Here is a 25,730-nt window from a genome sequence, read left to right on the forward strand (position 1 = left end):
CACGCCGGTCGTCTCAGGAAGGAGCACCTCATGCCAGCCAAGGACGAGATCCCGAGCACCCTGCAGCGGTCGCCGAAGCACGCGCAGGAGACCTTCGTCGCCGCCCTCGACTCCGCTGAGGAGGAGTACGGCGACGGCGAACGTGCGCACCGCACCGCGTACGCAGCCGTCAAGCACGAGTACGAGAAGGTCGGCGACCACTGGGAGGAGAAGGAGTCCTCCGGGCCGTCGGACTCCGCGGCCGCGGGATCGCGTGGATCGGGCACGACGGAGGAGGGCGTCGACGCGAACGCCTCGAAGGCGCACCTGATGGACGTCGCGAAGAAGCTCGACATCAGCGGGCGGTCGTCGATGAAGAAGGACGAGCTCGTCGACGCGATCAAGAAGGCGAACAACCGGGAGAGCGCGAAGTCGCGTCGATGAGCTGTCGTGCGGCTGTGACGGGCGCGGGCGGTCGTGTGGCCGTGGCGTGTGTGCGTTGCTGTGCGGCCGTGGCGTGTGTGCGCTGCTGTATTCCGGTTCGAGCATGGGCGGGTCAGCGGGCGGAGTAACGTGCGGCGGATGGACATCCCAGCACTCCGCGGCAGCCGGATCCTCGGGTTCGGGCACCACCAGCCCTCCCGCATCCTGACCAACGACGAGCTCTCGACGATGGTCGACACGAACGACGAGTGGATCGTCACCCGCACCGGCATCTCCTCGCGACACATCGCGGGGCCCGACGACACCGTGACGTCGATGGCCACCGCGGCGGGCGCCGCAGCCCTCGCCGACGCGGGCAAGTCGCCGTCGGACGTCGACCTGGTCATCGTGGCCTCGACCACGCACCGCGACCGGGCGCCCTACACGGCAGGCCGGGTCGCGGCAGCGCTCGGGATGACGAACGGCCCCGCGCCGATCGACATCAACACCGCGTGCAGCGGCTTCGAGTACGCGATGGCCCTCGCCGACCAGGCGATCCGCACCGGTTCGGCCGACACCGCACTCGTCATCGGGTCGGAGCTGCTCTCCGGGATCGTCGACTGGACCGACCGCTCCACGTGCGTCCTGGTCGGGGACGGTGCGGGCGCAGCCGTGCTCGGCGTGTCGGCGGCCCCCGAGATCGGGCCGGTCTCGTGGGGGAGCGTGCCGCACCTCGAGCGCGCCGTGGTGGTCGACGGAGACCCCGAGCGGTTCTCGCAGGAGGGCCGTTCGATCTACCGCTGGGCGATCACGGAAGCCGAGGGACACGCCCGTCGAGTCGTCGAGGCCGCCGGGCTGACCATGGACGACATCCAGGTGTTCGCGTTCCACCAGGCGAACCTGCGGATCATCGAGCCCCTCGTCGCGGCGCTCGGCGGGGAGTCCAAGTTCGTGATCCGGGACGTCGTGGAGTCGGGCAACACCTCGGCGGCCAGCGTTCCGCTCGGCCTGTCCAAGGCCTGGGCGCGGGGCGACCTGCCCGAGGGGGTCCCAGCGTTGCTGTTCGGGTTCGGCGGTGGGTTCGCCCACGCCGGGCAGGTCGTGACGACGCCGGTCAGGGCGTTCTAGCGCTCCCGCACCGCTCAGAGTGCGGTGTCGGGGCGCTTGCTCGTCCGGTCGTGCGTGCTCGTCGTGCTCCTCGTGATCGTCGTGTTCGCCTCTGGGTCGTCCTTGCCGCGGCGGCGCCACGGCAGTTGACGCTGCCGCGGGGACTTCGGGGCCTTCGGATCCAGCAAGAAGGGGAAGTGCGCCGGCGGCAGGCCGAAGCCCGTCCGTGATGCCTGGATCACCTTGCGCCCCAACGCGTGGTTCCCGAGTCCACCGACCGCGGCACCGATCCCGAACGGCAGCGCGCGGCCGAGCATCGACGTCCCCTGTCGCGCGGCGAACCGCTTGACGAACGAGTCCCGGACCTGCTTGCCGATCCCCGTCACCGCCTGCTGCGGGAGCGAAGAGGTGACCATCTCTCCCCAGAAGGCGGTTCGCACCTGCCCACCGGCTGCCTGGCCCGCGAGCTGCTTGATGAGCTGGGTACCTGGCGTGCCGAGGATCATCGCCATGACCAGCGTGCGAGAGCGCTCCGGGTCGTCCAGGGCGATGCCGTGCACCTCGGTCACGGACTGCGCGAAGAGCGCCGTCGTCTCGAGGAAGCCGACCGTCTCCGCCCCGCTCAGTCCGAAGCTCGCCGCGATGCCGATGCCGGGGACCACCGCACTCGCACCCACTGCTGCGCCGCCCGTCGTCACCGCCGTCAGGTAGTGGCGTTCGAGGATCTGGATCACCTCTGCCGGGGAGGCGTTCGGGTTCCGCCGCCGGATGCCGTTGACATGCGCGACGACGACCGGTCGCTGCACGTCGAGGACGCGGTCGAGCCACTTGGCCCAGCCCTTCGCCGTCGTCGGGAGTGCGGTGTCCGGGGCCGTCTGGTCGACGGGGGCGAGCGGCAGCGGAACGATCGCCTGGTCCCGCTGGTCCGACCGGTTGTTCTGCTTCGGGGCCATGCCGCCACGCTACGCCGGGCATGTGGGAGGCTCGCTGGGTGGCTCCAGAACACGCACTCGACGCTGTCCGCCGCGCAGCGGGCTTCCGAACGGTCACCGAGGTCGCAGCGCTCGCGCCCGGTGTCCTCGTGCTCGACCCGGGGTCGGTGCTGATCGGGCTCGGCGTCTCGCTCGGCACCGGTGTCGTGCTGTACCCGGGAGCGGTGCTCGAGACGCGCGACACCGGCACGATCGAAGTGGCGGCAGGCGTGCGGGTCGGACCCGGACCGGTGACCATCGTGGCGGACGGCGCATCGGTGTCGGTGGGCGCGGACGCGGAGCTCGGGCCGGGCGGAGTCACAGTCAGCGCCGTGTCGGCGGACGTCGTGGTCGGTGCCGGTGCTCGTCTGCGCGGTGGTGCCGTCGTCGAGGGACCGGCACACCTCGGGCCGGGCGCGCAGGTGCTCGGCACCGTCGCCGCTCGGGACGTCGTCCTGGAGGGTGGTGGGACCTTCACCGAGCCGGATCCGGACCGGCGCGCGGCCGTGCTCAAGGGCGCGGGGCGGGTCCACGGCGTGCGTGTCGCGGCCGGTGAGGTCATCGCCGCCGGTACCGTCCCGCACACCGTCGAGCGGCAACGCAAGTACCACCCCGCGGCGCCGTCGCTGCCCTGAGCGCAACCCGGGAACGGGGCACCAGCGCGGCTCTGACCGCCCGCGTCGCTCCGGGGTTCAGCGGCACGGGATGCCGGCGCGGGCGAGCTTCGCACGGACCACCTCCGGGTCCATCAGGTCGGCCCACGTCAGTCGCACGAAACCCCGGACACCGTCGAACGAGCGGACGAAGTCCTCGCGTTGCTTCTCACGCCAGTGGGCGTCGGCGGTCGAAGCGCCAGCGAGCATCGCCGTGTCTTCGTACTTCGCGCGCCCGTCCACCTCGACGACGACACCCTGGTCCGGGAACCAGAAGTCGACGACCGCTCGCCTGTCCCCGGGGCGGGCGAACTCGTGCTGTTGGACCGGCTCGGGTGCTCCGACCTGCCGGAACCGCACCCGGCAGATCGACTCCGCGGGCGACCCCGACAGTGCCGACCCCATCTCGACGGCCGTCCGTGCTCGTGCATGCGCCTTCGGCCCCACCGTGTCGACCGCCGCGATCAGGACCGAACGATCGATCACCCGGTCCCGGAGAACGTGATCGACTGCCGGCAGGGCGTTGAGCAACGGTCGGGTCGCGGCAACGTCGACGACCGTGCGCACGAGGTCCGTGACGGGGATCCCGCAGACCTCGGTCGGTGTCCCGAACGGGTGGCGTGCCACACCGTGTCGGACGAACCACGCAGTGACCGTGGTCATCGCCGTCGTGGGATCGAGCAGGTGCACCTTCGCGGGCCATGCGCCGAAGCTCGGGAGCCCGTGGACGCTGCTCGCGGACAACCAGCCGACGACGGAGCCCTGTGTCACTCGCGGCAGCGACGCACGAACGAGCAGGAGGTGGCGATCCGCCGGCCGGAGCCCATCGAGCGCACGCGGCCGGACGAGCACCCCGGATCGCACACGGAGGAGCTGGCCACGCTGTGCCGCGCGCTCAGCCGCACGGCGCTCTGCACCGAAGAGGGTGCTCGTCCTGATGAGCTCGACGTCGAAGGCTGGCGATCGCATGACCAGAGCTTCCGGGATGCTGCCGCCCGGGTCGGTCTTCGGTGGAGATCTGTGGACGGACCACTCGGAAGCGCGGCCTGTGGAGGGCTGATGCGCGTGCAGGTTTCGACATCGCAGAAGTCGAACGACTCGTGCCGTGTCGAACCATGCGCGCGCAACCTGTGCGTTCGCAAGCTTCGACACCGCAGAACGCGATCGACTTCTGCCGTGTCGAAAGTGTGGCGCGAAGCGGAACCGGGAGGAGCAGCGCGCAGCGCGCTGCGCAGCGCGCAGCGCAGCGCAGCTAGCGCCGCGCGAGCTCCGCGCGCAGCGGCAGGTCCTGGTCCTCCAGGATGAACTGGGCGCCGACGCCCGTGCGGGCGTTCACCACGACGGGGGCGAGCAGGTTCACCGTGGTGCCCGCCGCACCGGGGTTCGCCACGACGAGCAGCATCGCGTCAGCAGGATCGGCGAGCCCGATGGACGCGGCCTGCGCGTCGGAGAGCGACGGCGCGTACGAGGGCAGGTGCGACGCCGCGTCGAGCAGGAACAGCCGCGGGTCGGTGACGCCGGACGCCGTGACCCCGGCGCCGACCAGCGTGAAGAGCCCGTCCGCCCCGGCGACCGGGACGAGCGTGAACGACACCAGCGGCTCGAGGCCGAAGGGCGCGACGGTGAAGGTCAGGGGGATGTTGCTCATGAGAGGTAGTCCATCAGGGTCGGCTGGAGCACCTTCGCGGTGACGGCGAGGGCTGCCTGGTAGTTGGTCTGCTGCACCTGCAGGTCGAGGACGGCCTTCGCGAGGTCCTTGTCCTCGATCGAGGACCGCCGGGACTCCAGCGAGACCGCACCGGACGCCAGCGACGACTGCGCCGTGAGTGCCGCGGCGTGCCGGACACCGACGTCGGCCTGGACGCCGCGCACGGTGGCGATGTGCGCGTCGACGTCGTTGAGTCGGGGGTTCACGTTCACGCCGTTCTGCAGGTCGGAGACGATCGAGTCGATCATCGAGAACACCGACGAGGACCCCGATCCGAACACGTCGGTGCCGGGCGTGTCGACCCGCAGCGTGGTGCCGTCCCCGATGCGCCGGTCGACCGGCGCCGTGGCCGACGCCCACCCGGAGCCGGGAGCCGACGGGGTGCCCGCGTCGTAGGCGACTGCTGCGGTGGAGGACCCGGCGAACACCGAGCGGGTGCCGTACGTGGCGTTCGCGCTCGTCGCGAGGTCGGCGGCCAGCGCCTGGAACTGCGTGACGTAGGCGTCCCGGTCGGTGTCGCTCATGGTGCCGGTGTTCGCCGCCTGCACGGTGAGGTCGCGGACCTTGGACAGCACCGAGTAGACATCGCCGAGCGCGCTGTCGGTGTTCGCGAGCCACCCGACGGCGTCGTCCGCGTTGCGGGTGTACTGCGCGTTCGCAGCCTGCTCCTTGCGGACCTGCATCGCCGACGCGGTGCCGACGGGGTCGTCGGAGGGCTTGCCGATGTTCTTCAGCGTGGTGGCCTGGTCGGTGAGCTGCGCGAGCTTCGCCGCACCGGCCTGCAGCCGCGCGGTCGCGGCCGCCATGGACATCTGGGTGGTGACCCGGGTGATCATCGTCATCCCCTCCCGACGAGGCCGACGCGGTTGATGAGAGTGTCGAGCATCTCGTCGACGGCCGTCAGGACGCGCGCCGCGCCCTGGTAGGCGTGCTGGTAGCTCAGCAGGTTGACGTTCTCCTCGTCGAGGTCGACGCCGGCGCTCGACTGCTGCTGCGTGCGGGCGTTGGTGAGCGCGAGTCCGGTGAGCGTCGATTCCGACGTCGCCGACCGGGAGGCGGTGCCCACCCCCGCCACGAAGGTCGCCCACGCGCGGTCGGGTGCGTCCAGGGCCGCGCCGAGCTGCCCGATGGCGTCCGCGACCGAACCGTCGTGGTCGCCCGCCGCGTTCCGTGTCGCGATGCCGCTCGCGTCGGTGGGGACGACGGTGAGGCCCTGCGCTGCGGAGACGCCGGCGGTGAGGGTGAAGAAGTCGACGCCGGTGGTGCCGGCCGGGGTCGTGCCGGCGTGGTGCGCGGCGTTCACCTGCGCGGCGATCGTGGTCGCGACGGCGTCGTAGGCGGCGGACGCCTGGGCGAGCGCGCCGCCGGTGCCGTTCGTGTTCGCCGGGGCGAGCAGCGAGACGTTGCCGGCGATCGAGCCGCCGTCGAGGGCGACCGCGGAGCCGGAGCCGGACGCCCAGGTGAGCGTCACGGCCGAGCCGTCCCCGAGCCGGGTGCCGCCGCCGAGGGCGACGGCGCGGGCGTCGGTGCCCTGCACGAGTGGGTTGCCCCCGATGAGCACGTCGACGGTGCCGTCGGCGTTCGTCCGGGTGGTGCCGCCGGCGAGCGAGGCGATCTGCTCGGTGAGCTGGTCACGCTGGTCGATGAGCTCGTTGGCGTTCCCGCCGCCGGCGAGCGTGGCGCGGATCGTCCCGTTGAGGTCGGCGACCTGCTTCGCGGCGTCGTTGAGCTGCGAGACCTGCCCGGCGACGGTGTTCCGGACGCTCGTCCACTGGGCGTCGACGGCCTTCGAGCCGCTCGCGAGCGCCGCGGCGACGGTGTTCGCGGCGCCGATGAGCGCGGTCGCCGCACCGGGGTCGTCGGTGTGCGTTGCGAGGTCGCTCCAGGCGGACCAGAAGCCGTCGAGCTTCGCGGAGACGCCGTCCGATCCGGGCTCGTTGAGGCCGGTCTCGAGCTGGTCGAGCGCGGTTGCCCTGGCCGTGGCGTAGGCGGAGGACCCGGCCGCGGCGCGGACGCCGGCGTCGAGGGTCAGGGACCCGAGCCGGGCGATGCCGTCGACGGAGACGCCCTGTCCCGCGAGCGCTGCGGTGCCCCGCATGAACCCGGTCTGGACGGTGGGGACGGAGGTCTGGGTGACGCGCTGCCGCGTGTAGCCGGTGGTGCCGGCGTTCGCCATGTTCTGGCCGGTGACGTCGATGCCGGCGCGGGCGGCGGTGAGGCCGGAGTACGCGGTCGCGAGGGAGCCGAAGGTGCTGACCACGGTGCTACAGGCTCCCGTCGAAGAGGCGCGCTTCGCCGGCGGCACGGCCGGAGGACCCGGTCGCGTCGTAGGTCGCCGCGTCGCCGACGGTCCCGGCGAGGGTCTCCTCGGTCGCCTGTGCCGCGGTGCGGAGGAAGCGGTCGTTCTCGTCCCGGAGGGCGCCGATCTGCGTGGTGAGTTCGAGCATGGCCTGCAGGTGGGCGGCGAGGATCTCACCCCATGGGCCGTTCGGCGCCGCTGCGACGACGTCACGCAGGGGAGCTGCGGGGTCCACGCCCCACTCCTCGGCGACGGCGGCGCTCTGTGCGCTGCGCTCGAGGCCGGTGGTGCGGAGCCGTTCGAGCACCTGCTCGACCTCGCGGCTGGCGTGCGACACCCAGCGGGAGCGGCCCGCGGCGAGCAGGAGCTGCTCCTCCTCGAGCTTGAACGTGAGCAGTTCGAGCAGTTCTCGTTCGCGCCAGAGCACGGCGGACAGGTCGTTCACGCTCATCATCTCCTCCCGGTGTCGGTCATCCTGTGGACACCGAGGACTATCGGCCGGGTCGGGAGCACCGTAAGCGCGGCGGTCCGCCCGCAGGCCGTGACCCCTCCTCAACGGGGGTCAGGAACGAGCGTTCTCCGGCTCGTGTCCTCCCAAATGCCGACCGGGATTGCCCCGTCGTCCCCCCGCACTGGGGACGCCTGCGGGGCTGCTCAGGGGATTGCCAGCCGATACATTCAGAACCGCACCCCGGGGGACAATCCGGAGCGCGTCACAGGGGCGCAGGTGCACCGCTCGGAGGGACCCGGGCGGTTCTTCGGCGTACCACCCGGCCTCCACGCGGCCGGTGATCGTCGTGCCCACGCACAGGGTGGGCCCCAGGGACGGGGTCAGTCACAGCGAGACGACCAGGGGAAGCGCATGGACCGCACCGAACGCAACGCGATGATCACCGAGCACCTCCCGCTCGTGGGGTACATCGTGTCCGACGTCCGTGCCCGTGCCACCCACCTCGACCGCGACGACCTCGCCGCCGTCGGTTCGCTCGCACTCGTCACCGCCGCCGACGCGTTCGACCCCACCCTCGGCGTCCCGTTCGGCGCCTACGCCCGAACCCGGATCACCGGTGCGATCGCCGACGACATGCGCTCGGCGGACTGGGCGAGCCGCGGCACCCGGAAGCGCATCCGCGAGGCGCTCGCCACGCAGGAAGCGCTGTCCTCCCGGCTCGGTCGCAGCGTCTCCGTGCAGGAGATCGCGGACGCGATGGGCGTCGACCGCCAGACGGCCGCCGACGCGATGAGCGACGCCGGTCGCACCGTGACCCCGATCGACGAGACCGTGCACGACACCGTCGCGGCCGAGATCCCGATGCCGGGCGACGACCTCGTCGAGACCGAACGCCGTCGCTACCTCCGCGCCGCCGTCGAGGCGCTGCCCGAGCGGATGCGCTTCATCGTCGAGGCCGTGTACTTCGGCGACCGCTCGGTCACCGAGGTCGCCGCCGAGCTCGGGATCACGCACTCCGCCGTGTCGCAGCAGCGCTCCGAGGCGATGCGCCTGCTCCGCGACGGTCTCGCCACGCACCACGGCGACGGGGGAGCCGTTCCCGAGCCGGCCTCGCGCACCACGGCCGCGCGCCGGAGCGCCTACCTCGCCAAGGTCGCTGCGAACGCCGCGGTCGGGGTCGCCCGCGCCGTGCAGGACGTGGCGTCCGGCCACCAGGTGGTCGCGAGCTGAGACGTGAGTACCGTCGCGGACGAGATTTCCGCGGCGGTTCTCCTAACGCCTCCGGCCGACCGGCCGACAGGCACCGTTGCCAGCCCACGGACGGGCCGGCGAAGACCCACACTTCACGGAGGAAATCACCATGGGTATGTCCATCAACACCAACCTCTCGGCACTCAACACGTACCGGAACCTCAACTCGACGCAGAACGACCTGTCGAAGTCCCTCGAGAAGCTCTCGTCGGGTCTCCGCATCAACCGTGCTGCCGACGACGCGGCCGGTCTGTCGATCTCCGAGGGGCTGAAGTCCCAGGTCGGTGGCCTCACGGTCGCCGCCCGCAACGCACAGGACGGCATCTCCGTCGTGCAGACCGCTGAAGGTGGCCTCACCGAGACCCACTCGATCCTCCAGCGCATGCGCGACCTGGCGGTGCAGGCCGGCAACGACTCGAACAACGACGACTCGCGTACGGCGATCACCACCGAGGTCGGCGAGCTCTCCAAGGAGCTCACCCGCATCTCGCAGTCGACCAACTTCAACGGCATCAAGCTGCTGGACGGTACTGCGAGCACCGAGGACACCGGCACCGGTTCGCTGACCTTCCAGGTCGGCGCGAACGGTGACGCTGCGAGCCAGATCTCGATCGACCTGTCCGGCGCCAACGTCGGCACGATCGTGGAGAACCTGAAGGACATCGATCTGACGAGCGGTGACGGCGCTCGGACTGCGATCACCACGATCGACGCGCAGATCAAGACGGTGTCCGAGGCGCGTTCGAACATCGGTGCCGTGCAGAACCGTCTTGACCACGCGATCAACGTGACGAACGTGGCCAAGGAGAACCTCACCGCGGCGTCCTCGCGCATCACCGACGTCGACATGGCGGAGGAGATGGTCAAGTACACGCGCGACAACATCCTCAGCCAGGCCGGCACGTCGATGCTCGCGCAGGCGAACCAGAGCACGCAGAACGTCCTCTCGCTGCTCCGCTAGTCGCGTCGTGCCGCTCTCCGGGACAGTTCAGGCGTCCCGGGGAGCGGCACACCGCACCGCTCGTGCGGCACGCCCACCGGCGTCGCCCTGACCGTGACCCCAAGGAGCCACGATGACCACGTCGTCCGTGTCGTCGACCAGCGGCAACTTCGCCATCGACGGACTCGTCTCCGGACTCGACACCACGAGCCTGATCAACTCGCTCATGTCGATCGAGTCGGTGCCGCAGACGCTCCTGAAGAACAAGGTCACGACGACCAACTCGTTCATCTCGTCGCTGCAGACGATCAACTCGTTGGTCCAGACCCTCGCGACCAAGGCCACGGCCGCCGCGAAAGCCACCTCGCTCGACGTGTTCAGCGCCACGAGCTCGAACGCCGCGGTCACCGTGGCGACGGGGGCGAACGCCAGCGCCGGGTCGCTGAGCTTCACCGTCGCGTCCACCGCCGCCGCGCAGGTCGGGGTCACCGCGGCGACGTCCACCTGGTCCGCCGACGCCCAGCCGATCACCATCACGAAGGCCGACGGCACCACGACGACGGTGACGCCGAAGTCGGGCTCGCTCGACGACGTCGCCTCCGCGATCACGAAGTCCGGCGCCGGGGTCACCGCCACGAAGGTCGCGGCCGGCACGGACACGGACGGCACGAAGCTCTACCGCCTGCAGCTCACGTCCACCACGACGGGTGCCGCCGGCGCGTTCACGATCTCCCGCGGCACGGCCGACGACGTCGCCGCCGGGACCGCGACGAACGTCCTCACCGAGATCGGTGCCGCCGTCGTCACGCAGGCGTCGGACGCCTCGGTGACGCTGTGGGCCGGCACCGCCGCCGCACAGACGGTGACGAGCGCGTCGAACACGTTCACGGACCTGGTCCCCGGCCTCACCGTCACGGTGACGAAGCCGACGACGGATCCGGTGACGGTGACGGTCGCCCAGGACACGACGCAGGCCCAGGCCGTCGCGTCCGGGCTGGTCGACGCGATGAACGCGATCACGTCGTACTACAACTCGAACACCAGCCTGACGAGCACCACGAGCGCGACGACCGGCACCACGACGACCACGGCGGGCGTGCTCCTCGGCGACGCCACCACGCGCGACGCCGTGCAGCGCCTCACGAGCACGATGTCCGCGCCGGTGAACGGCAAGTCCCCGTCCTCGATCGGCATCTCGATCACGAAGGACGGCGACTTCACCTTCGACGCCGACGCGTTCCAGAAGGCCCTCGCCACCGACCCCCAGGGCACCCAGGACATCCTCTCCGGGCTCGCGACGACGGTCGGGTCCGCGGCGACCGCCATCTCGGACAAGTACACCGGCTCCATCACCACCGCGATCACCGGACAGCAGTCGGTGGTCAAGGACCTCAACGACCAGATCGACCGCTGGACCGACCGCCTCGCATCCCGCAAGTCGGCACTGCAGACGCAGTACGCGGCGCTCGAGACCAGCCTCAGCAAGCTCCAGTCGCAGTCGAGCTGGCTCACCAGCCAGCTCGCGAGCACCTCGAGCTGATCGGGAACCCCATGACCTACGACAACCTGGCCCAGCGCCGCCGCGCGCAGTACACGAACGAGGCCGTCCTCTCCGCGACGCCCGCCCAGCTCGTCACGCTGCTCTACGACCGGCTGCTCCTCGACCTGCACCGTGCCGAGGCCGCGCAGGTCGCGAGCAACTGGGACGGCGCCCGCGAGCAGCTCCTGCACGCACAGGCAATCGTCGGTGAGCTCTCCGCCACCCTGCGCATCGACGCGTGGGACGGCGGCGAGGGCCTCCTCGCGATCTACAACTACGCCTCGACCTCGCTCATCACCGCGAACGTGCACCGCGACGTGCAGGCCACCCGGGACTGCATCCGCATCCTCGACCCGCTGCGCCAGGCCTGGCGCGACGCGGCCGCCGCGATGCCGGCGACGCCGGCCCCGGTGCAGCAGACTACGGGTGGGGCCCTCGGTGTCGCCTGAGCAGGACCACGAGCTGACCACCGCTTGGGAGGCCGTGCTCACGTCCCTGGAACAGGCGGCCGTCGGCGACGACCCGCCCCCCTGGCACGAGCCGGCCGGGCTGGGTCGGATCCCGCGGGAACTGGTGGGTCGGGCCTCCCGGCTGCTCGCCGCACAGCGGGACCGCATCGCGGTCCTGGAGCAGGACCGGCGCGCGACGCTCGACCACCTCGGCGCACTGCGCCAGGTCGACGCGACCCGTGAGCCGCAGCGCGCGGTATACCTCGACGCTTCCGCCTAGCCCCGCGCGCCCCCGCCCGTCGAACCGCGCGCAGGAAGTCGAATCGCGCGTAGGTGGTCGAATCGCGCGTAGGAAGTCGAATCGCGCGTAGGCAGTCGAAAGTTCCCACCTCCTACGCGCGAAACGACCACCCTCGCGCGGGGCGGGGAGTGGGAACGCGCGTGGCGAGTGGGAACGCGCGTGGGGAGTGGGAGCGCGCGTGGGGAGCGGGAACGCCGCGTACCCCCGTTCGGGGCAAGCACTAACGGCACCGGAGCAGCGCTCCGATAGCCACATCCGAGCACGGATCGCTCGACCACCCGGCCACGGATCGGCCACCACCGCACGGTGACATCGCACAGGGACGATGCCGCCATGACGAGGGGACCCTCCGTGTTCGATTCCGTGACGTCGGCGGCGCTGCAGAGCGCGCTCGACGGCCTCTCGATGCGCCAGCGCGTGATCGCGAACAACATCGCGAACATCAACACGCCGAACTACCACGCCGAGAAGGTGCAGTTCGAGGACGCCCTCGCGAAGTCGATCGTCGACGGGAGCGGCAGCACCACGCCGACCGTCGCCCGCAGCCTCGAGCCGACGAACACGAACGGCAACAACGTCGACCTCGACGAGGAGACGCTCTCCAACGTCGACACGGTCCTCCGCTACCAGTTCGCCACCCAGGCGATGAACTCCGAGCTGACCAGCGTCCGTGCGGCGATGCGGACCACCTCGTGACCACGTTCGACGCGATCGGGATCGCGAGCACCGGCCTCACCGTGCACCGGAAGTGGCTCGACGCGATCTCCGACAACATCGCCAACGTCAACACGGTCAAGTCGATGGACGACTCCGCCTTCCAGGCCCGCTACGTCGAGGTGCAGGAGGGCAACGGCGTCTCCGGCGCCTACGTCAAGGGCGCCGCGTTCGGCAGCGCCGCCGGCCGCGTGACCTACGACCCGGACAACCCGCTCGCGAACGAGGAGGGGTACGTCCGGATGCCGGACATCGACCTCGGCACGCAGATGGCGGACCTCATCATGGCCCAGCGCGGCTACCAGGCGAACGCCGCCGTGGTCGACCGTGCCAAGACCGCCTACGAGGCGGCACTGCAGATCGGGAAGAACTGATGCCCATCGACGGCGTGAACGGTGTGACCACCAACGCGATGACGAACGCGATGACGTCCGTCACCGGGACGAGCAGCGACACTGCGACGACCGGGACGACCGGCACCGACGGCAGCGGGTTCGCCGCGTCCCTCGGCAACGCGGTCGACGGGCTCCAGCAGCTGCAGAGCGACTCCAAGACGCTCGCGCTCAAGGCCGTCACCGGCAACCTCGACGACATCCACGACGCCACCATCGCGTCCACCCGCGCGCAGGTGACCCTTGAACTCGTCGCCGCCGTCCGCAACAAGGGCGTCGACGCGTTCAACGAGATCATGAGGATGCAGGCCTGATGCCCGCCGCACTGCAGAACGTCTTCGGCCGCCTCGGCGCCTACGTCAAGGGCTTCTCCGCCGCACAGCGCACCATCGCGATCCTCGTGGTCGCGGCGCTCGTGCTCGGCGGCTTCGCGCTGGTGTCCTGGCTCGGCAAGCCGTCCTACGCGCCGCTGTTCACCGGTCTGGCCGCCGCGGACGCGAGCTCGGTCACCGACCAGCTCACCACCGACGGGGTGCCGTTCCAGCTCACCGACGGCGGCGCGACGATCCTCGTCCCGCAGTCGTCCGTGTACACCGAGCGACTCAAGGCCGCGTCGAACGGGCTGCCGTCGTCGAACGAGGGCGGGTACTCGCTGCTCGACAAGATGGGCGTGACGAGCTCCGAGTTCCAGCAGGACGTCACGTACAAGCGGGCGATCGAGGGCGAGCTCGCGAAGACGATCTCCGCGATGGACGGCGTGCAGACCGCGACCGTGCAGCTCGCGATCCCGGAGAAGTCCGTGTTCGTCTCCGAGGAGAAGGACCCGACGGCGTCGGTGTTCATCGCCACGAAGAACGGCACGCAGCTCACCACCGACCAGGTCCAGGCGATCGTGCACCTGACCAGCGCCGCGGTCGAGGGCATGCAGACGACCGACGTCTCCGTCGTCGACGCGAAGGGCCAGACCCTCTCCGCCGTGGGCACCGGCGCCACCGGGACGGGCTCCGACCAGGCCGCCGACTACGACGCCTCCACGTCGAAGAAGATCCAGGACCTGCTCGACACCACGCTCGGCACGGGGAACGCCAGCGTCGTGGTGTCGGCGACGATGAACCAGAACACCGCGACCCGCACGGCGGAGTCCTACGCGACCCCGACGTCCGGTCCGGTGGCCCTCAACGAGTCCTCCACGACCGAGCAGTACGGCTCCGGATCGGGCGCGGCCAGCGGCGCGACGGGCGTTCTCGGCCCGGACAACATCGCCGTGCCGAACGGCACCGCCACCTCCGGCACCGGCGACGACGGGTACGTCAACGAGTCCGCGACGAAGAACAACGCCGTCGACCACACCACCGAGACCACGCAGATCCCGGCCGGCTCCCTCGACCGTCAGACGATCTCCGTCGCGCTGAACTCGAAGGCCGACTCGGTCGCGAACGCGAACCTGCAGAGCATCAACGACCTCGTGGCCGCCGCCGCCGGTGTCGACACGGCACGCGGCGACCAGGTCAAGGTCGCGATGATGGACTTCGACTCCAGCGCCGCCGACGACGCCGCGAAGGCGCTCAAGGCGCAGCAGGCCGCCGACCAGCAGGAGGCGCTCTGGTCCTCGATCCGCACCGCCGGCATCGTCGTCGGGATCGCGCTGGCGCTCATCGCGCTCATCGTCTTCCTGGTCCGCCGCGGCCGTCGCCAGGAGCGCGAGAGCGTCGACGTCGGCGAGCTCGACGCCTTCGGCAGCGCCTTCGAGCTGCCGCTCGCCGTCGACGCCGCCGATGCCCGCGCCGGTCTGCTCGCCGGTGGTGCCGGGGACGCCCCGACCGTCGCCCTGCCGACGCTGCCCCACGACGACGCCCCCACCGAGGTGCTCACCACCGACGAGATCACCGCCGAGCGTCGCCGCCAGGACATCTCGAACCTCGCCGAGCGCGACCCGAAGCGCACGGCCGAGCTCCTCCGCGGGCTCCTCGACGACCGGACGTCGGTGTGAACGCCCCCGCCGCCGGCCCCGCCGACCGTGCGCTGACCGGCGCCCAGAAGGTCGCGCTCATCCTCATGCAGATGGAGACCGACCGCGCGGCCGAGGTGATGAAGCAGTTCTCCGAGCTGGAGGCCGAGGAGATCTCCGCCGAGATCGTCCGGATGCGCCGCGTCGAGGACGCCGTCGTCGACAAGACGCTCACCGAGTTCCACCGGATGACGCTCACCGGACGCACCCAGCGCCGCGGCGGCAAGGAGACCGCACTCGGGCTGCTCGAGGCGTCGTTCGGCGCCGAACGTGCCGCCGGCGTGATGGACCGCCTCGCGTCGAACCTCGCCGGGCAGTCCTTCGACTTCCTCGACGACGCCGAGCCCGGCCAGGTCATCACCCTCCTCGAGGGCGAGCTCCCGCAGACCATCGCCCTCGTCCTCGCGCACCTCAAGCCCGCACAGGCCAGCGCCGTGCTCGCCGGGGTCGACGAGCGCGCCCGCACCGACGTCGCGCAGGCCTTCGCCACGATGGGCACCGCCACCCCCGAGTCCGTCGGGATCGTCGCCGGAGTCCTCCGCCAGCGCGCCGGCGCCGTGGTGTCCCCGCGCGAGAGCGTCGAGGTCGTCGGTGGCATCGCGCCCCTCGTCGACATCATCAACCGCTCCGACGTCGCCACCGAGAAGGCCGTCCTCGACGGGCTCGAGGCACGCGACCCGGAACTCGCCGAGGACATCCGATCGCGGATGCTCACCTTCGAGGACATCGTCAAGCTCGAGTCGCGCGACATCCAGCAGGTGCTCCGCGGCATCGACTCGAAGGTCCTCGCGACCGCCATGAAGGGCGCTGCCGGACCGGTCGTCGAGACCATCCGCGCGAACGTCTCCGAGCGCAACCGCGAGCTCCTCGACGACGAGCTGCAGGCGATGGGCCCGGTCCGTGTCTCGCAGGTCGAGGAGGCACGCGCCGAGGTCGTCCGCTCCGTCCGGGAGCTCGAGGCGCAGGGCGTCATCACCGTCCACCGCGCCGAGGAGGACGAGCTCGTTGAGTGACACCACGTTCGAGCGCCTGGCGTTCCCCGTCGTCGCCGACGCCGGGCTCCAGGACCGCGTCGCCAGCGCCGAGGTGCGCGGGCACGCCGCCGGGTACGCCGCGGGACTCCGCGCCGCGCACGCCGAGACCGCTGCGCTCCGCGCCGAGCTGGACGCCCTGCACGCGCACCGCACCGCGCAGCTCGAGGCCGAGTCCGCACGACGCCTCGCCGTCCTCGGCGCGATGACCGACGCACTCGTCGCGCGCACCGTGCCGGTGCTGGAGTCGGCCGAGCGCTCGGTCGTGGAAGCCGCCGTGGAACTGGCCGAGGCCGCCGTCGGGTACGCGATCCGTGCCTCCCGTCCGGTGCTCGACGCGCCCACGACGACGACCGGTCTGGAGGCGCGGGTCGTCCCCGGCGCCGAGGCGACGGTCCGCCGCGCCCTCGCCGCCGTCGACCACACCGTCGCGATCGCCGTCCGGCTCAGCCCGGCCGACGCCGCCGCCGTCAGCGGGCTCGACCTGCCCGTGCCGGTGCGCGCCGACGCGTCGCTCCGCGACGGCGACGCCGTCGTCGACCTGCCGGACGGTGTCCTGGACGCCCGGATCGACGCCGCGTTGGCCCGCGCGAAGACCGCACTCGGGGTGACCGCATGACCGCCACGCTGCTCCGTCCCCGCGGACTCGACGCCGCCGTCGCCCTCGCCGCACCGCAGCGTGTCGGTGTCGTGACGAGCGCCGTCGGTCTCGGGCTGACGATCGCCGGGCTCGACGCCCGGATCGGCGAGATCGTCGTCGTCGGGCGCGAGGACGGACCGCAGACCACCGTCGAGGTCGTCGCCACCGACGCCTCCGGGGTGCGCTGCATGCCGCTCGGCCGCCTGGCCGGGATCACCGCGGGCACGCCGGCCCGGCCCACCGGACGCCCGGTGCTCGTGCCGACCGGTCGCGGACTGTTCGGTCGCGTGCTCGACGGGCTCGGGCGGCCGATCGACGACCGCGGGCCGCTCGACGCCGACGCGTGGGTGGACCTCGACCACGCCACGCCGAACGCGATGGCGCGCACCCGGATCGACACGCCGATGCAGCTCGGCGTCCGCGTGCTCGACACCCTGACCACCGTCGGCCGCGGGCAGCGCATGGGCCTCTTCGCCGGGTCCGGCGTCGGCAAGTCTTCGCTGCTGTCGATGATCGCCCGGGGGAGCGACGCCGCCGTGAACGTGATCGCCCTCGTCGGGGAGCGCGGCCGCGAGGTGCGCGAGTTCCTCGAGGACGACCTCGGACCCGAGGGTCTCGCCCGCTCCATCGTCGTCGTGTCGACCTCCGACGAACCCGCGCTGATGCGCCTGCGTGCCGCGTTCGTGGCCACCCGGATCGCGGAGTCCTTCCGCGACGCCGGCCAGGACGTCGTGCTCATGATGGACTCGCTCACGCGCGTCGCGATGGCGCAGCGGGAGATCGGGCTGTCCGTGGGCGAGCCGCCGGCGACCCGGGGCTACCCGCCGTCGACCTTCTCCGTGCTCGCCGGGCTGCTCGAGCGCGCCGGGACGGACCGGGTCGGGAGCATCACCGGGCTCTACACGGTGCTCGTCGACGGGGACGACCACAACGAGCCGATCGCGGACGCCGCGCGCAGCATCCTCGACGGGCACGTGGTGCTCGACCGGAAGCTCGCCGTCACCGGGCACTTCCCGTCCGTGGACGCCCTCGGGTCGATCTCCCGCGTGGCGTCAAAGGTCACCTCGCCCGCCGAACGCGCCGCCGCGACCGGGCTGCGGAAGGTGATGGCCGCCAGGAAGGCCGCGCAGGACCTCCTCGACGTCGGCGCGTACCAGCGCGGCTCGAACCCGCTCGTGGACGCGGCCGTCGACCACCAGGACGCGATCGACGCGTTCCTCCGCCAGGGCATGGACGAGCGGGCCACCGCCGCCGACTCCTGGCAGCGCCTCGGCGCGCTCGTCGCCCGGCTCGGAGGTGTCTGATGGCACGCCGCTTCCCCCTCGCCGGGCTCCTCCGGCTCCGGCACGCCGAACAGGACCGTGCCGCCGCAGCACTCGCCGCCGCGAACGAGCGGATGCGCGACGCCGCCGACGCACGCACCGCCGCCCGCCGCACCCTCGACGACACCGCTTCGGCGATGCCCGTCGAGGACGCCGCGACCCTCAGCGCCGTCGCCGCCGCACGGGCAGCGACCCGCGGGATGCTCGAGGAGCTCGATGCCGTCGTCCGCACCCGCCGCGCCGACGCCGACCGGGCGCAGGGCGAGTACAACGCCGCACGCCGGTCAGCCCTCGGACTCGAGAAGCTCGAGGAGCAGCACACCGTGCAGGCCACCGCCGAGGAACTCCGCACCGAGCAGAACGCCCTCGACGAGATCGCGGCACGCAGCCGCGGGGAAGGCGGTGCGCGATGAGCCTCGACGCCGTGCTGAGCCGGATCTCCGAGATCCGCTCCCAGATCGACACGCTGCAGAGCGGCACCGCCACCACGAGCAGTGCCGCGACCGCCGCGTCCTCCGCCGACTCGTCGTCCGCGTTCGCCGCCGCCCTCGCCGCGACCGGCACCGGGACCACCGCGACGAGCACCGCCGCGCCGGCCACCTCCGTCGACGCCGGGCAGGGCACCGTCGCCACGGGCAGCGGCGCCACCGGGGACGACGTCGTCGCGGACGCGAAGAAGTACCTCGGCGTCCCGTACGTGTTCGGCGGCACCACGACGTCGGGCATGGACTGCTCCGGGCTCGTGCAGACGGTGTTCAAGGACCTCGGGGTGACCATGCCCCGCGTCGTCCCGGACCAGGCGAAGATGGGAACAGAGGTGGGTTCGCTCGCCGACGCGCAGCCCGGCGACCTGATCATCCCGAAGGGCGAGGGGCACGTCGTGATCTACGTCGGCGACGGCAAGGTGCTGCACGCGCCGCACCCCGGCAAGGACGTCCGGATCGTCGACAACTGGTACAAGGACTCGGACATCGCCACCATCCGGCGCATCGTGCCCTCGGCCCAGGACGCCGCCGCGACGAAGGCCACCGCCGCCACCGCCGCGACCTCCGCCGCCGGATCGGCGACGGACCTGCAGACCGCCGCCCTGATGTCCCTGCTGCAGTCCGGGAGTGCCGCATGAGCATGACGATCGCCACCAGTACGCCCGCCGCACCGAGCCGCGGTGCGTCGAGCAGCGCCGACGCCGCGGCGACGGGCTCCGGGTTCGACGCCGCGATGTCCGCGGTCGCCGGCGAGCAGCCGGGGCGCGGACGTCCCGACGCTCGGCACGCCGCCGGCACCGGCACGGGCACGGACCGGCGGGCGACCGCTGGCCCGCACGCGGGCACCGCGCACGCGGCCGCCGCGGGTTCGGCATCGGACGACGACCGGACTCCGGCGGACTCGACGTCGGCTCCGAGCGCCGGTGACGGCACGGCCGCGACGCCGTCCGGGCTGACCGCGCTCCTCGGCCTCGCACCGGTGCCCGCTGCTGCCGCTGCCGCCGCTGTCGCCGCCCAGCCCGGTTCCGCGCTCGCGGCGACCACGGGGGACACGTCCACGGTTGCCCCGACGGCGACCGACTCGGCTTCCGGCACGGGGACCGCGGCCGGCACCACGGCGGTCGGCACCCTCGACGCGGTCGCGGCCTCGGCAGGTGCCGCACCGACCGACGCAGCCGTGACCGCCCTCGGCACCGCCGATCTCGCGCTCGCTCCCGCAGACACCGCGCGTCCTGCTTCGCCGGCGCTCCGCTCGGGAGGCCGTGGTCCGGCCAGCACCGCCGCGACCACCGCCGCCGCGACCACCGTCGCCGCGACCACCACCGCCACGGCGGACGCCGGAACAGCCTCGGCCGCCGTCGGGCGCGCCGGAGCCCCGGCCGGCAGCGACACCGCGACCGCGACCACGACCTCGGCCTCGGCCGCCGCCGCCGGCGGATCGGAGCACGCGGCCGCGGCCGCGCAGACGTCCGCTCCGGCGACCGCGACCGCGACCGAGCCCGCGACCGCGACCGCCACGTCGGCGACCGCGTCGACCGCGACCCCGGGCGGCACGCCCGTCCCAGCCGCGCCCGTTCCGACGACGACCGTCGCCGCGGCGACCGACGCCGCAGCGGTCGGACGCCAGGCCGCCACCACCGACGCGACGAGCGCGACCAGCGCGACCGGGGCCCGAGCAGCCGGCCGCCCGACGGACGTGGGTGCGCCCGCGCAGGGCGATCCGAGCCTCCCGGCCGGTGGGACCACCCGCGCACCGGACGTGCCGTTCGCGCTCCCGACCACGCCGACGACCGCCGCCCCGGCGACCGCCCCGACCGCCGCCGCGTCCCAGCCGGCCGCGCCCGCACCGCTCGCGCAGCAGCTCGCCCGACCGGTGTTCACGCTCGCGCAGGCCGGGCCGGGGGAGCACATCGTCACCGTCCAGGTGGTGCCGGACACGCTCGGGCCGGTCACGGTCCGTGCACACGTCACCGCGCAGGGGATGCACGTCGAGCTGTTCGCCGCCTCCGACGCCGGGCGGGACGCGGTGCGGCAGGTGCTGCCCGACCTCCGCCGCGAGGGCAGCGCCGTCTCCACGACCCTCGACCTCTCCTCCCAGAACCACCCTGGCCAGTCCGGGTCGGCCGGCCAGTCGACTGCTCGCGACGGGCGCCCGACCGGCGACCGTCTCGTGGTCGACGACCGCCGGGAGGCTCGACCCGGCACCGCGCACACCGCGCGGCCCGCCACCACCACCGTCCGCACCGCGGGACTCGACGTCCTCGCCTGACCGGCTCACGACAAGGAACTCACCATGCCCATCGACGGGATCACCGGCACCGTGGACCAGGCCGCGCAGGCCGCCGCCCTCGCCGCGAACAGCACCGCGCAGAAGTCCCAGACCATGGACTCCGAGGTGTTCATGAAGCTGCTCGTCACGCAGCTGCAGAACCAGGATCCGTCGTCGCCGATGGACACCAACCAGATGATCAGCCAGCAGACGCAGCTCGCGATGATGGAGCAGATCACCAACCAGACCACGACGGGGAACGAGAACTTCTCGCTGCAGATGCGCATCGCTGCGGCGAACCTCGTCGGCAAGCAGGTCAGCTACACGGACGCCACCACGGGGACCTCGGTCACCGGGACCGCGACGGCCGTGTCCTACGCGCAGAGCGTGCCGACCGTGACCGTGAACGGGAAGGAGGTCGATCTCGACGTGATCTCCGGTATCAAGACCGCCTGACACCCCTCGTTCTCCCTTCCCCGTTCTGACCTCCTCGTCCTGACTTCCTCGTTCTGACGTCTTCGTCCTGACGTCTTCGTCCTGACTTCCTCGTTCTGAAAGGAACACGTCATGCTCCGCTCGCTCTACTCCGGGATCTCCGGCCTCCGTTCCCACCAGGAGATGCTCGACGTCACCGGCAACAACATCGCCAACGTCAACACCGTCGGCTTCAAGGCGTCCTCGACCGTCTTCCAGGACACCCTGTCGCAGATGACCCAGGGCGCCGGCGGACCGCAGACCGGCGTCGGCGGCACCAACCCGGCCCAGATCGGCCTCGGCGTCCAGGTCGCCGGCGTCTCCACGAACTTCGCCCAGGGCTCGGCGCAGGCCACCGGCAAGGCGACCGACCTGATGATCTCCGGCGACGGCTTCTTCGTCACCCGACTCGGCAACGACACCGTGTACACGCGTGCCGGTGCGTTCGACTTCGACGCGGACGGCCGCCTCGTCAGCTCCGACGGCAAGATCGTCCAGGGCTACCCGGCGACGAACGGCGTCGTCAACGACGGCGGCCAGCTCACCGACATCGTCCTGCCGCTCGACGCCGCCACACCGGCCGTGAAGACCTCCGCCGCCGCCGTGACGGGCAACCTGCCGTCGGAGACCGCCGTCGGCGACACGATCACCCGCGACGCCACCGTCTACGACGCGAACGGCGCCAAGCACACGCTGTCCCTCGCCTACACGCGCACCGCCGACGGCTGGAACGTCGAGGCCAAGGACGGGCAGGGCACGACCGCCACCTCGTCGATCTCGTTCGGCACCGACGGCGCGATCGCCTCCGGCGGCACCGTCGCGGTCGGCGGCATCACCGTCGACATGTCCGAGCTCACCGGGTTCGCCGCGCTGAACACCTCGTCCATCGCGTCGCAGAACGGGCACGAGGCCGGGTCGCTCCAGGGCTACTCGATCTCGAAGGACGGCACCGTCGTCGGGACCTTCTCCAACGGGGCGTCGCTCGCCATCGGGCGGATCGCCCTCGCGACGTTCGCCAACCCGGCGGGGCTCGAGAAGACCGGGGCCTCCGGCTACCGTGCCACGGGCAACTCGGGCCAGGCGTCGATCGGTGCGCCGGGGTCGGCGGGGGTCGGGCAGCTGGCGTCCGGGACGCTCGAGATGTCGAACGTCGACCTGTCGCAGGAGTTCACGAACCTGATCGTGGCGCAGCGCGGGTTCCAGGCGAACGCGCGCATCATCACCACGTCCGACGAGGTGCTGCAGGAGCTCACGAACCTGAAGCGGTAGGGCGGGCGGCGCCGGCGCGCTGGCGCGCTTGTGTGGCTCGGCTTCGCACAACCGGGAACAGTCCGCACCACGGGAGTCCGTGGTGCGGACTGTTCTCCGTTGTGCGACGGGAATGTCTCGTCCCCGCCGGACGTCGTACTCGTCACCACATGCGAAGGAGCAACCGATGAGCCACGAACTCGACCGGACCACGACGACCCTCGACGACCGCGACTGCTGGCCGGCGCCGCGCGCTCTGCACGACGAACCGAAGCCGCGCTTCGGGCGGTACCTCGGGCTCATCAACGCGCAGGACTGAGGCCGCACCCGCCCGGCGGCCGCGCGGCCGGGGGGTCCCGCAGCCCAGCCCGGCGGCACCTGCCCGCGGGATCTCGCACAACCGGAAGCAGCCCGCACCACGGAAGTCCGTGGTGCGGGCTGCTTTTGGTTGTGCGGCGTACCGGGCAGTGCGCACTACCAGCACGCGGCGGCCGAGGTCAACCGTCTGCGCAAGTTGTCTATTACACCTATGATCTCGGGGCAGCCGAGATCCGGCTGGGCGCCCCAGGGAACGGGCGCCACCAGTCACGACAGGGAGTGACAGCTCATCATGCGCAACAGCACCAAGAAGCGGGCGACACTCGCCGCCGCCGTCCTCAGCACCGCGCTCGTCGCGGTCTCGCTGGGTTCGGGCACCGCTGCCTACGCGGGGGTCACCGCCCCGGTCGGCAACGTCGGGAAGTTCAAGCAGTCGTTCGTCGAGAACTTCAGCACCACCGCAGCCGCGAACGGCGCGTTCGCGAAGACCTACAAGAACTCGTGGCAGCCCTACCCGGACGCCGGGCAGTACTCCTCGGGCTCGCAGATCAGCTCGCACGACGGCCTCATGGACGTCAAGCTCGACGGGGCGAACGGCGCAGCCGGGACCTTCGGGACGCCGACCGGCGCCTGGAGCCACGTCGGCGGCAAGTTCACCGTCCGCGCCAAGGCGACCGGCGGCGACGGGAACGGCGCGGCGTTCATGCTGTGGCCGTCCTCGAACACCTGGTCGGACGGGGAGATCGACTTCCCCGAGGGCAACTTCGAGGCGACGCCGATGGCGTTCCAGCACTCGATGACCCCTGGTCAGGAGGCGAACTCCACCATGATCTCCTCCGGCGTGAACTGGCGTGCCTGGCACACCTACTCCGTCGAGTGGATCCCGGGCAAGTCGATGACCTACTCGGTCGACGGCAAGGTGATCCGGACGACCACCACGGACGTGCCGACCACCGCACACCGCTACATGTTCCAGGTCGGGAACTGGGGCGCCTCCGGGCACCTGTTCGTCGACTGGGTCAGCACCTACGACTACGTGGGCTGATCCGCGCTCGTCGCACTGAACGGAGGCCCCCGGGATCGTTGATCCCGGGGGCTTCCGGGCATACCGTGTGCCCATGGCAGACCTCGTCCTGAAGATGTCGATCTCGATCGACGGGTTCGTCGCCGCGGCGCGACCCGACTCGGACTGGATGTTCCGGGGGAGCACCCCGGACTCCGCGGCCTGGGTCCGGGACGTCCTCGCGGGAGCCGGGACGCACGTCGTCGGGCGCCGGCTGTTCGAGACGTGGATCGGCCTCTGGCCCACGTCGGAGAGTCCGATGGCGGCACCGATCAACGATGCGCCGAAGGTCGTCGTCACCCGGCAGGCCGACTTCGACCTCGCCGGGCTGAGCGCCGGGATCTCGCCGTCGAGCGGGCCGGCGAGCTGGGCGGAGACCCGTGTGGTGACCGAGTTCGGCGAGATCGAACGGCTCAAGGCCGAACCGGGGGACTACCTCCTCGCGCAGGGCGGGGTGTCGTTCGCGCGGTCGCTCATCGCGGCAGGCCTCGTCGACGAGTACCGTTTCGCCGTGCTGCCCGTCGTGCTCGGGAGCGGGGAGGCGCTGTTCGCGGGGCTGCCGGACGAGCTCGACCTGCGGCTCGTCAGCTCCACCGTGTTCGCGGGTGGTGCGATGGGGAACGTGTACCGGCCGTAGGCTCTCCCGGGTGGAAGCACCGTTGCCCTCCGGTACGACGCGCCGACGCGTCGAACTCCGGCTCGTCCGCCCGTTCCTGACGTGGTTCGCCCGCCCGACCGTGACGATCGACGGTGTCGGGCACCCGGCGCAGTGGGGTGACGGCACCTGGGCCGTGCCCGACGCCGGCGGCACCGTCATCGGCGTGTACCTCTACAACCGCCTCTGGCGGTTCGGCACCGCGACGGTCGTGGTCCCCGCGGACGGGGCCGCGGACGCCTTCGAGTACCGGGGTGGGCTCCTGCCGGTCGGTCCCGGACGGCTCCGCGTTCGCCGGTAGTGGGGTGCCGGCGCCGTCAGGGGACGGTGCTCACGTCGCCCGTGCGAAGGAGCGGAGCGCCTCCGCGTAGTCGTCCGTGGCGTCACGGGTCTCCGCGGTGACGAGGAGCGCGTGGTCGCCGATGCGCCGGGTGAACCGGCCACGGCACGGGATGACGACGACGTTCCGGAGACCTGCTCGCCACGCCGGTACCAGGGCTTCGAGCGCGTCCCGTTCCGGCTCACGGCGCAGCCTCGACGGCGCCGTCTGCTCCTCGAAGCGTGCGGTCGTCCACGCGTCGTACGCGCTGGAGAAGGCGTCGTCCCCGAACGCATCCCGCCAGGAGGGGCCGAACAGCCCCGCGAGCAGCGCCTGCCGTTCGGGAGAACCGGGCGGCGTGCTGTCGAGCCGGTCGAACACGCGCGGGTCGCGCTCCTCGGCGACGTGCGCGAGGCAGGCGCGCCACATGTCCGGCCAGGCAGCGGACCAGGAACGGCGGTCGGTCGCATCCGCCGGTGGTTCGACTCCGGGGGTCGCGACGAGCCGTGGGGGCAGGTCGTCACCCTCGACGTCCAGATCCCGTGCCTCCCGGATCCAGAGCAGCTCGAACAGCGAGTGCGAGCTGTCCTCGATGGTGATGACCATGTCGTGCGGCCAGGGGTCCCCGGGCATCGGTGTCGACGAGATCAACGTCTCCCCCCTCATCGTCCTCGTTCAGGGAACCACGGGAAGGAGGGCCTGACAAGGCGTCCACCCGTC

At 71.8% G+C, this 25,730-nt stretch carries 31 protein-coding genes; 24 read left to right on the forward strand and 7 right to left on the reverse strand.

The genetic code is table 11. The features are described from left to right. Nucleotides 1-30: 30 nt before the first annotated feature. Together EDF55_RS02115 and EDF55_RS02120 are read left to right on the forward strand one after the other, a co-directional pair. Entirely contained in the window at nucleotides 31-423 is a 393-nt protein-coding gene (locus EDF55_RS02115) for a ChaB family protein (RefSeq protein WP_123653279.1), read from the forward strand. Between the two features lie 138 nt (nucleotides 424-561). Continuing rightward, complete coding sequence (locus tag EDF55_RS02120; protein ID WP_123653280.1) at nucleotides 562-1,530, forward strand: beta-ketoacyl-ACP synthase 3; 969 nt, start codon at nucleotides 562-564, stop codon at nucleotides 1,528-1,530. Nucleotides 1,531-1,544: 14 nt separating this feature from the next. On the opposite strand, the gene EDF55_RS02125 is transcribed toward EDF55_RS02120, so the two are convergent. After that, nucleotides 1,545-2,462, reverse strand: a complete 918-nt coding sequence (locus EDF55_RS02125; protein ID WP_185017057.1) for a hypothetical protein — start codon at nucleotides 2,460-2,462, stop codon at nucleotides 1,545-1,547. A gap of 38 nt (nucleotides 2,463-2,500) precedes the next feature. Here EDF55_RS02125 and EDF55_RS02130 point away from each other — a divergent pair, with 38 nt between their 5' ends. After that, the gene (locus EDF55_RS02130) at nucleotides 2,501-3,115 is read left to right on the forward strand and encodes a hypothetical protein (protein WP_123653281.1); all 615 of its coding nucleotides are present in this window, start codon (nucleotides 2,501-2,503) and stop codon (nucleotides 3,113-3,115) included. Between the two features lie 57 nt (nucleotides 3,116-3,172). Here the strand turns inward: EDF55_RS02130 and EDF55_RS02135 are convergent, their stop codons facing one another. The 5 genes from EDF55_RS02135 to EDF55_RS02155 form a co-directional block, all read right to left on the reverse strand. Next, nucleotides 3,173-4,102 (reverse strand): hypothetical protein, encoded by a 930-nt coding sequence (locus EDF55_RS02135; RefSeq protein ID WP_123653282.1) that lies wholly within the window; start codon nucleotides 4,100-4,102, stop codon nucleotides 3,173-3,175. A 283-nt stretch (nucleotides 4,103-4,385) separates the two neighbouring features. Further along, a complete protein-coding gene (gene fliW, locus EDF55_RS02140) occupies nucleotides 4,386-4,781 on the reverse strand; it encodes a flagellar assembly protein FliW (RefSeq protein WP_123653283.1) in 396 nt (131 codons plus the stop codon). Beyond that, nucleotides 4,778-5,683 (reverse strand): flagellin, encoded by a 906-nt coding sequence (locus EDF55_RS02145; protein ID WP_123653284.1) that lies wholly within the window; start codon nucleotides 5,681-5,683, stop codon nucleotides 4,778-4,780. Before EDF55_RS02145 ends, fliW begins: the two co-directional genes overlap by 4 nt. Further along, the gene (gene flgK, locus EDF55_RS02150) at nucleotides 5,680-7,101 is read right to left on the reverse strand and encodes a flagellar hook-associated protein FlgK (protein ID WP_123653285.1); all 1,422 of its coding nucleotides are present in this window, start codon (nucleotides 7,099-7,101) and stop codon (nucleotides 5,680-5,682) included. The genes EDF55_RS02145 and flgK overlap by 4 nt, the downstream gene beginning before the upstream one ends. Nucleotides 7,102-7,105: 4 nt before the next feature. Continuing rightward, complete coding sequence (locus tag EDF55_RS02155; RefSeq protein ID WP_123653286.1) at nucleotides 7,106-7,591, reverse strand: flagellar protein FlgN; 486 nt, start codon at nucleotides 7,589-7,591, stop codon at nucleotides 7,106-7,108. Between the two features lie 411 nt (nucleotides 7,592-8,002). Here EDF55_RS02155 and EDF55_RS02160 point away from each other — a divergent pair, with 411 nt between their 5' ends. The 21 genes from EDF55_RS02160 to EDF55_RS02255 all read left to right on the forward strand — a co-directional run bounded on the left by EDF55_RS02160 (nucleotide 8,003) and on the right by EDF55_RS02255 (nucleotide 24,992). Beyond that, the gene (locus tag EDF55_RS02160; RefSeq protein ID WP_123653287.1) at nucleotides 8,003-8,821 is read left to right on the forward strand and encodes a sigma-70 family RNA polymerase sigma factor; all 819 of its coding nucleotides are present in this window, start codon (nucleotides 8,003-8,005) and stop codon (nucleotides 8,819-8,821) included. Nucleotides 8,822-8,951: 130 nt separating this feature from the next. Further along, complete coding sequence (locus EDF55_RS02165) at nucleotides 8,952-9,803, forward strand: flagellin (protein ID WP_221180717.1); 852 nt, start codon at nucleotides 8,952-8,954, stop codon at nucleotides 9,801-9,803. 112 nt (nucleotides 9,804-9,915) lie between these two features. Further along, a complete protein-coding gene (gene fliD, locus EDF55_RS02170; RefSeq protein WP_123653288.1) occupies nucleotides 9,916-11,322 on the forward strand; it encodes a flagellar filament capping protein FliD in 1,407 nt (468 codons plus the stop codon). A gap of 11 nt (nucleotides 11,323-11,333) precedes the next feature. Beyond that, nucleotides 11,334-11,771: a flagellar export chaperone FliS gene (fliS, locus tag EDF55_RS02175; RefSeq protein WP_123653289.1), complete on the forward strand. Its 438-nt coding sequence runs from the start codon at nucleotides 11,334-11,336 to the stop codon at nucleotides 11,769-11,771. Next, on the forward strand, nucleotides 11,761-12,051 hold the full coding sequence (locus tag EDF55_RS18650; protein ID WP_185017059.1) for a hypothetical protein: 291 nt from the start codon (nucleotides 11,761-11,763) through the stop codon (nucleotides 12,049-12,051). Before fliS ends, EDF55_RS18650 begins: the two co-directional genes overlap by 11 nt. Nucleotides 12,052-12,423: 372 nt before the next feature. Beyond that, nucleotides 12,424-12,768: a flagellar basal body protein gene (locus tag EDF55_RS02185; RefSeq protein WP_123653830.1), complete on the forward strand. Its 345-nt coding sequence runs from the start codon at nucleotides 12,424-12,426 to the stop codon at nucleotides 12,766-12,768. After that, nucleotides 12,765-13,160 carry a flagellar basal body rod protein FlgC gene (locus tag EDF55_RS02190; RefSeq protein WP_123653291.1) on the forward strand — a complete coding sequence of 132 codons (396 nt, stop codon included), beginning with the start codon at nucleotides 12,765-12,767 and terminating at the stop codon, nucleotides 13,158-13,160. The genes EDF55_RS02185 and EDF55_RS02190 overlap by 4 nt, the downstream gene beginning before the upstream one ends. After that, entirely contained in the window at nucleotides 13,160-13,492 is a 333-nt protein-coding gene (gene fliE / locus EDF55_RS02195) for a flagellar hook-basal body complex protein FliE (RefSeq protein ID WP_123653292.1), read from the forward strand. Before EDF55_RS02190 ends, fliE begins: the two co-directional genes overlap by 1 nt. After that, on the forward strand, nucleotides 13,492-15,168 hold the full coding sequence (gene fliF, locus EDF55_RS02200) for a flagellar basal-body MS-ring/collar protein FliF (protein WP_123653293.1): 1,677 nt from the start codon (nucleotides 13,492-13,494) through the stop codon (nucleotides 15,166-15,168). Before fliE ends, fliF begins: the two co-directional genes overlap by 1 nt. Continuing rightward, nucleotides 15,165-16,199 carry a flagellar motor switch protein FliG gene (gene fliG, locus EDF55_RS02205; protein ID WP_123653294.1) on the forward strand — a complete coding sequence of 345 codons (1,035 nt, stop codon included), beginning with the start codon at nucleotides 15,165-15,167 and terminating at the stop codon, nucleotides 16,197-16,199. Before fliF ends, fliG begins: the two co-directional genes overlap by 4 nt. After that, nucleotides 16,192-16,836, forward strand: coding sequence for a hypothetical protein (locus EDF55_RS02210; protein WP_123653295.1), 645 nt, complete (start codon nucleotides 16,192-16,194; stop codon nucleotides 16,834-16,836). The genes fliG and EDF55_RS02210 overlap by 8 nt, the downstream gene beginning before the upstream one ends. Beyond that, the gene (locus tag EDF55_RS02215) at nucleotides 16,833-18,161 is read left to right on the forward strand and encodes a FliI/YscN family ATPase (protein WP_123653296.1); all 1,329 of its coding nucleotides are present in this window, start codon (nucleotides 16,833-16,835) and stop codon (nucleotides 18,159-18,161) included. The genes EDF55_RS02210 and EDF55_RS02215 overlap by 4 nt, the downstream gene beginning before the upstream one ends. After that, complete coding sequence (locus EDF55_RS02220) at nucleotides 18,161-18,592, forward strand: flagellar FliJ family protein (protein ID WP_123653297.1); 432 nt, start codon at nucleotides 18,161-18,163, stop codon at nucleotides 18,590-18,592. Before EDF55_RS02215 ends, EDF55_RS02220 begins: the two co-directional genes overlap by 1 nt. After that, on the forward strand, nucleotides 18,589-19,302 hold the full coding sequence (locus EDF55_RS02225; RefSeq protein WP_123653298.1) for a C40 family peptidase: 714 nt from the start codon (nucleotides 18,589-18,591) through the stop codon (nucleotides 19,300-19,302). The genes EDF55_RS02220 and EDF55_RS02225 overlap by 4 nt, the downstream gene beginning before the upstream one ends. Continuing rightward, the gene (locus EDF55_RS02230) at nucleotides 19,299-20,933 is read left to right on the forward strand and encodes a flagellar hook-length control protein FliK (RefSeq protein ID WP_123653299.1); all 1,635 of its coding nucleotides are present in this window, start codon (nucleotides 19,299-19,301) and stop codon (nucleotides 20,931-20,933) included. Before EDF55_RS02225 ends, EDF55_RS02230 begins: the two co-directional genes overlap by 4 nt. 24 nt (nucleotides 20,934-20,957) lie before the next feature. Next, complete coding sequence (locus tag EDF55_RS02235; RefSeq protein ID WP_123653300.1) at nucleotides 20,958-21,389, forward strand: flagellar hook assembly protein FlgD; 432 nt, start codon at nucleotides 20,958-20,960, stop codon at nucleotides 21,387-21,389. A gap of 111 nt (nucleotides 21,390-21,500) precedes the next feature. Then, on the forward strand, nucleotides 21,501-22,676 hold the full coding sequence (locus tag EDF55_RS02240) for a flagellar hook protein FlgE (protein ID WP_123653301.1): 1,176 nt from the start codon (nucleotides 21,501-21,503) through the stop codon (nucleotides 22,674-22,676). A 166-nt stretch (nucleotides 22,677-22,842) separates the two neighbouring features. Next, nucleotides 22,843-22,974 carry a hypothetical protein gene (locus EDF55_RS19055; protein WP_260235731.1) on the forward strand — a complete coding sequence of 44 codons (132 nt, stop codon included), beginning with the start codon at nucleotides 22,843-22,845 and terminating at the stop codon, nucleotides 22,972-22,974. Nucleotides 22,975-23,265: 291 nt separating this feature from the next. Next, nucleotides 23,266-24,018, forward strand: a complete 753-nt coding sequence (locus EDF55_RS02245; protein ID WP_123653302.1) for a glycoside hydrolase family 16 protein — start codon at nucleotides 23,266-23,268, stop codon at nucleotides 24,016-24,018. Between the two features lie 73 nt (nucleotides 24,019-24,091). After that, on the forward strand, nucleotides 24,092-24,673 hold the full coding sequence (locus tag EDF55_RS02250) for a dihydrofolate reductase family protein (protein WP_123653303.1): 582 nt from the start codon (nucleotides 24,092-24,094) through the stop codon (nucleotides 24,671-24,673). 10 nt (nucleotides 24,674-24,683) lie between these two features. After that, the gene (locus EDF55_RS02255) at nucleotides 24,684-24,992 is read left to right on the forward strand and encodes a hypothetical protein (RefSeq protein WP_243698387.1); all 309 of its coding nucleotides are present in this window, start codon (nucleotides 24,684-24,686) and stop codon (nucleotides 24,990-24,992) included. A 30-nt stretch (nucleotides 24,993-25,022) separates the two neighbouring features. Here EDF55_RS02255 and EDF55_RS02260 read toward each other — a convergent pair whose 3' ends face one another. Beyond that, on the reverse strand, nucleotides 25,023-25,676 hold the full coding sequence (locus EDF55_RS02260; protein ID WP_260235732.1) for a hypothetical protein: 654 nt from the start codon (nucleotides 25,674-25,676) through the stop codon (nucleotides 25,023-25,025). Between the last annotated feature and the right edge of the window lie 54 nt (nucleotides 25,677-25,730).

This window comes from Curtobacterium sp. ZW137 (assembly GCF_003762905.1).
In the GTDB taxonomy this organism is placed as follows: Bacteria; Actinomycetota; Actinomycetes; order Actinomycetales; family Microbacteriaceae; genus Curtobacterium.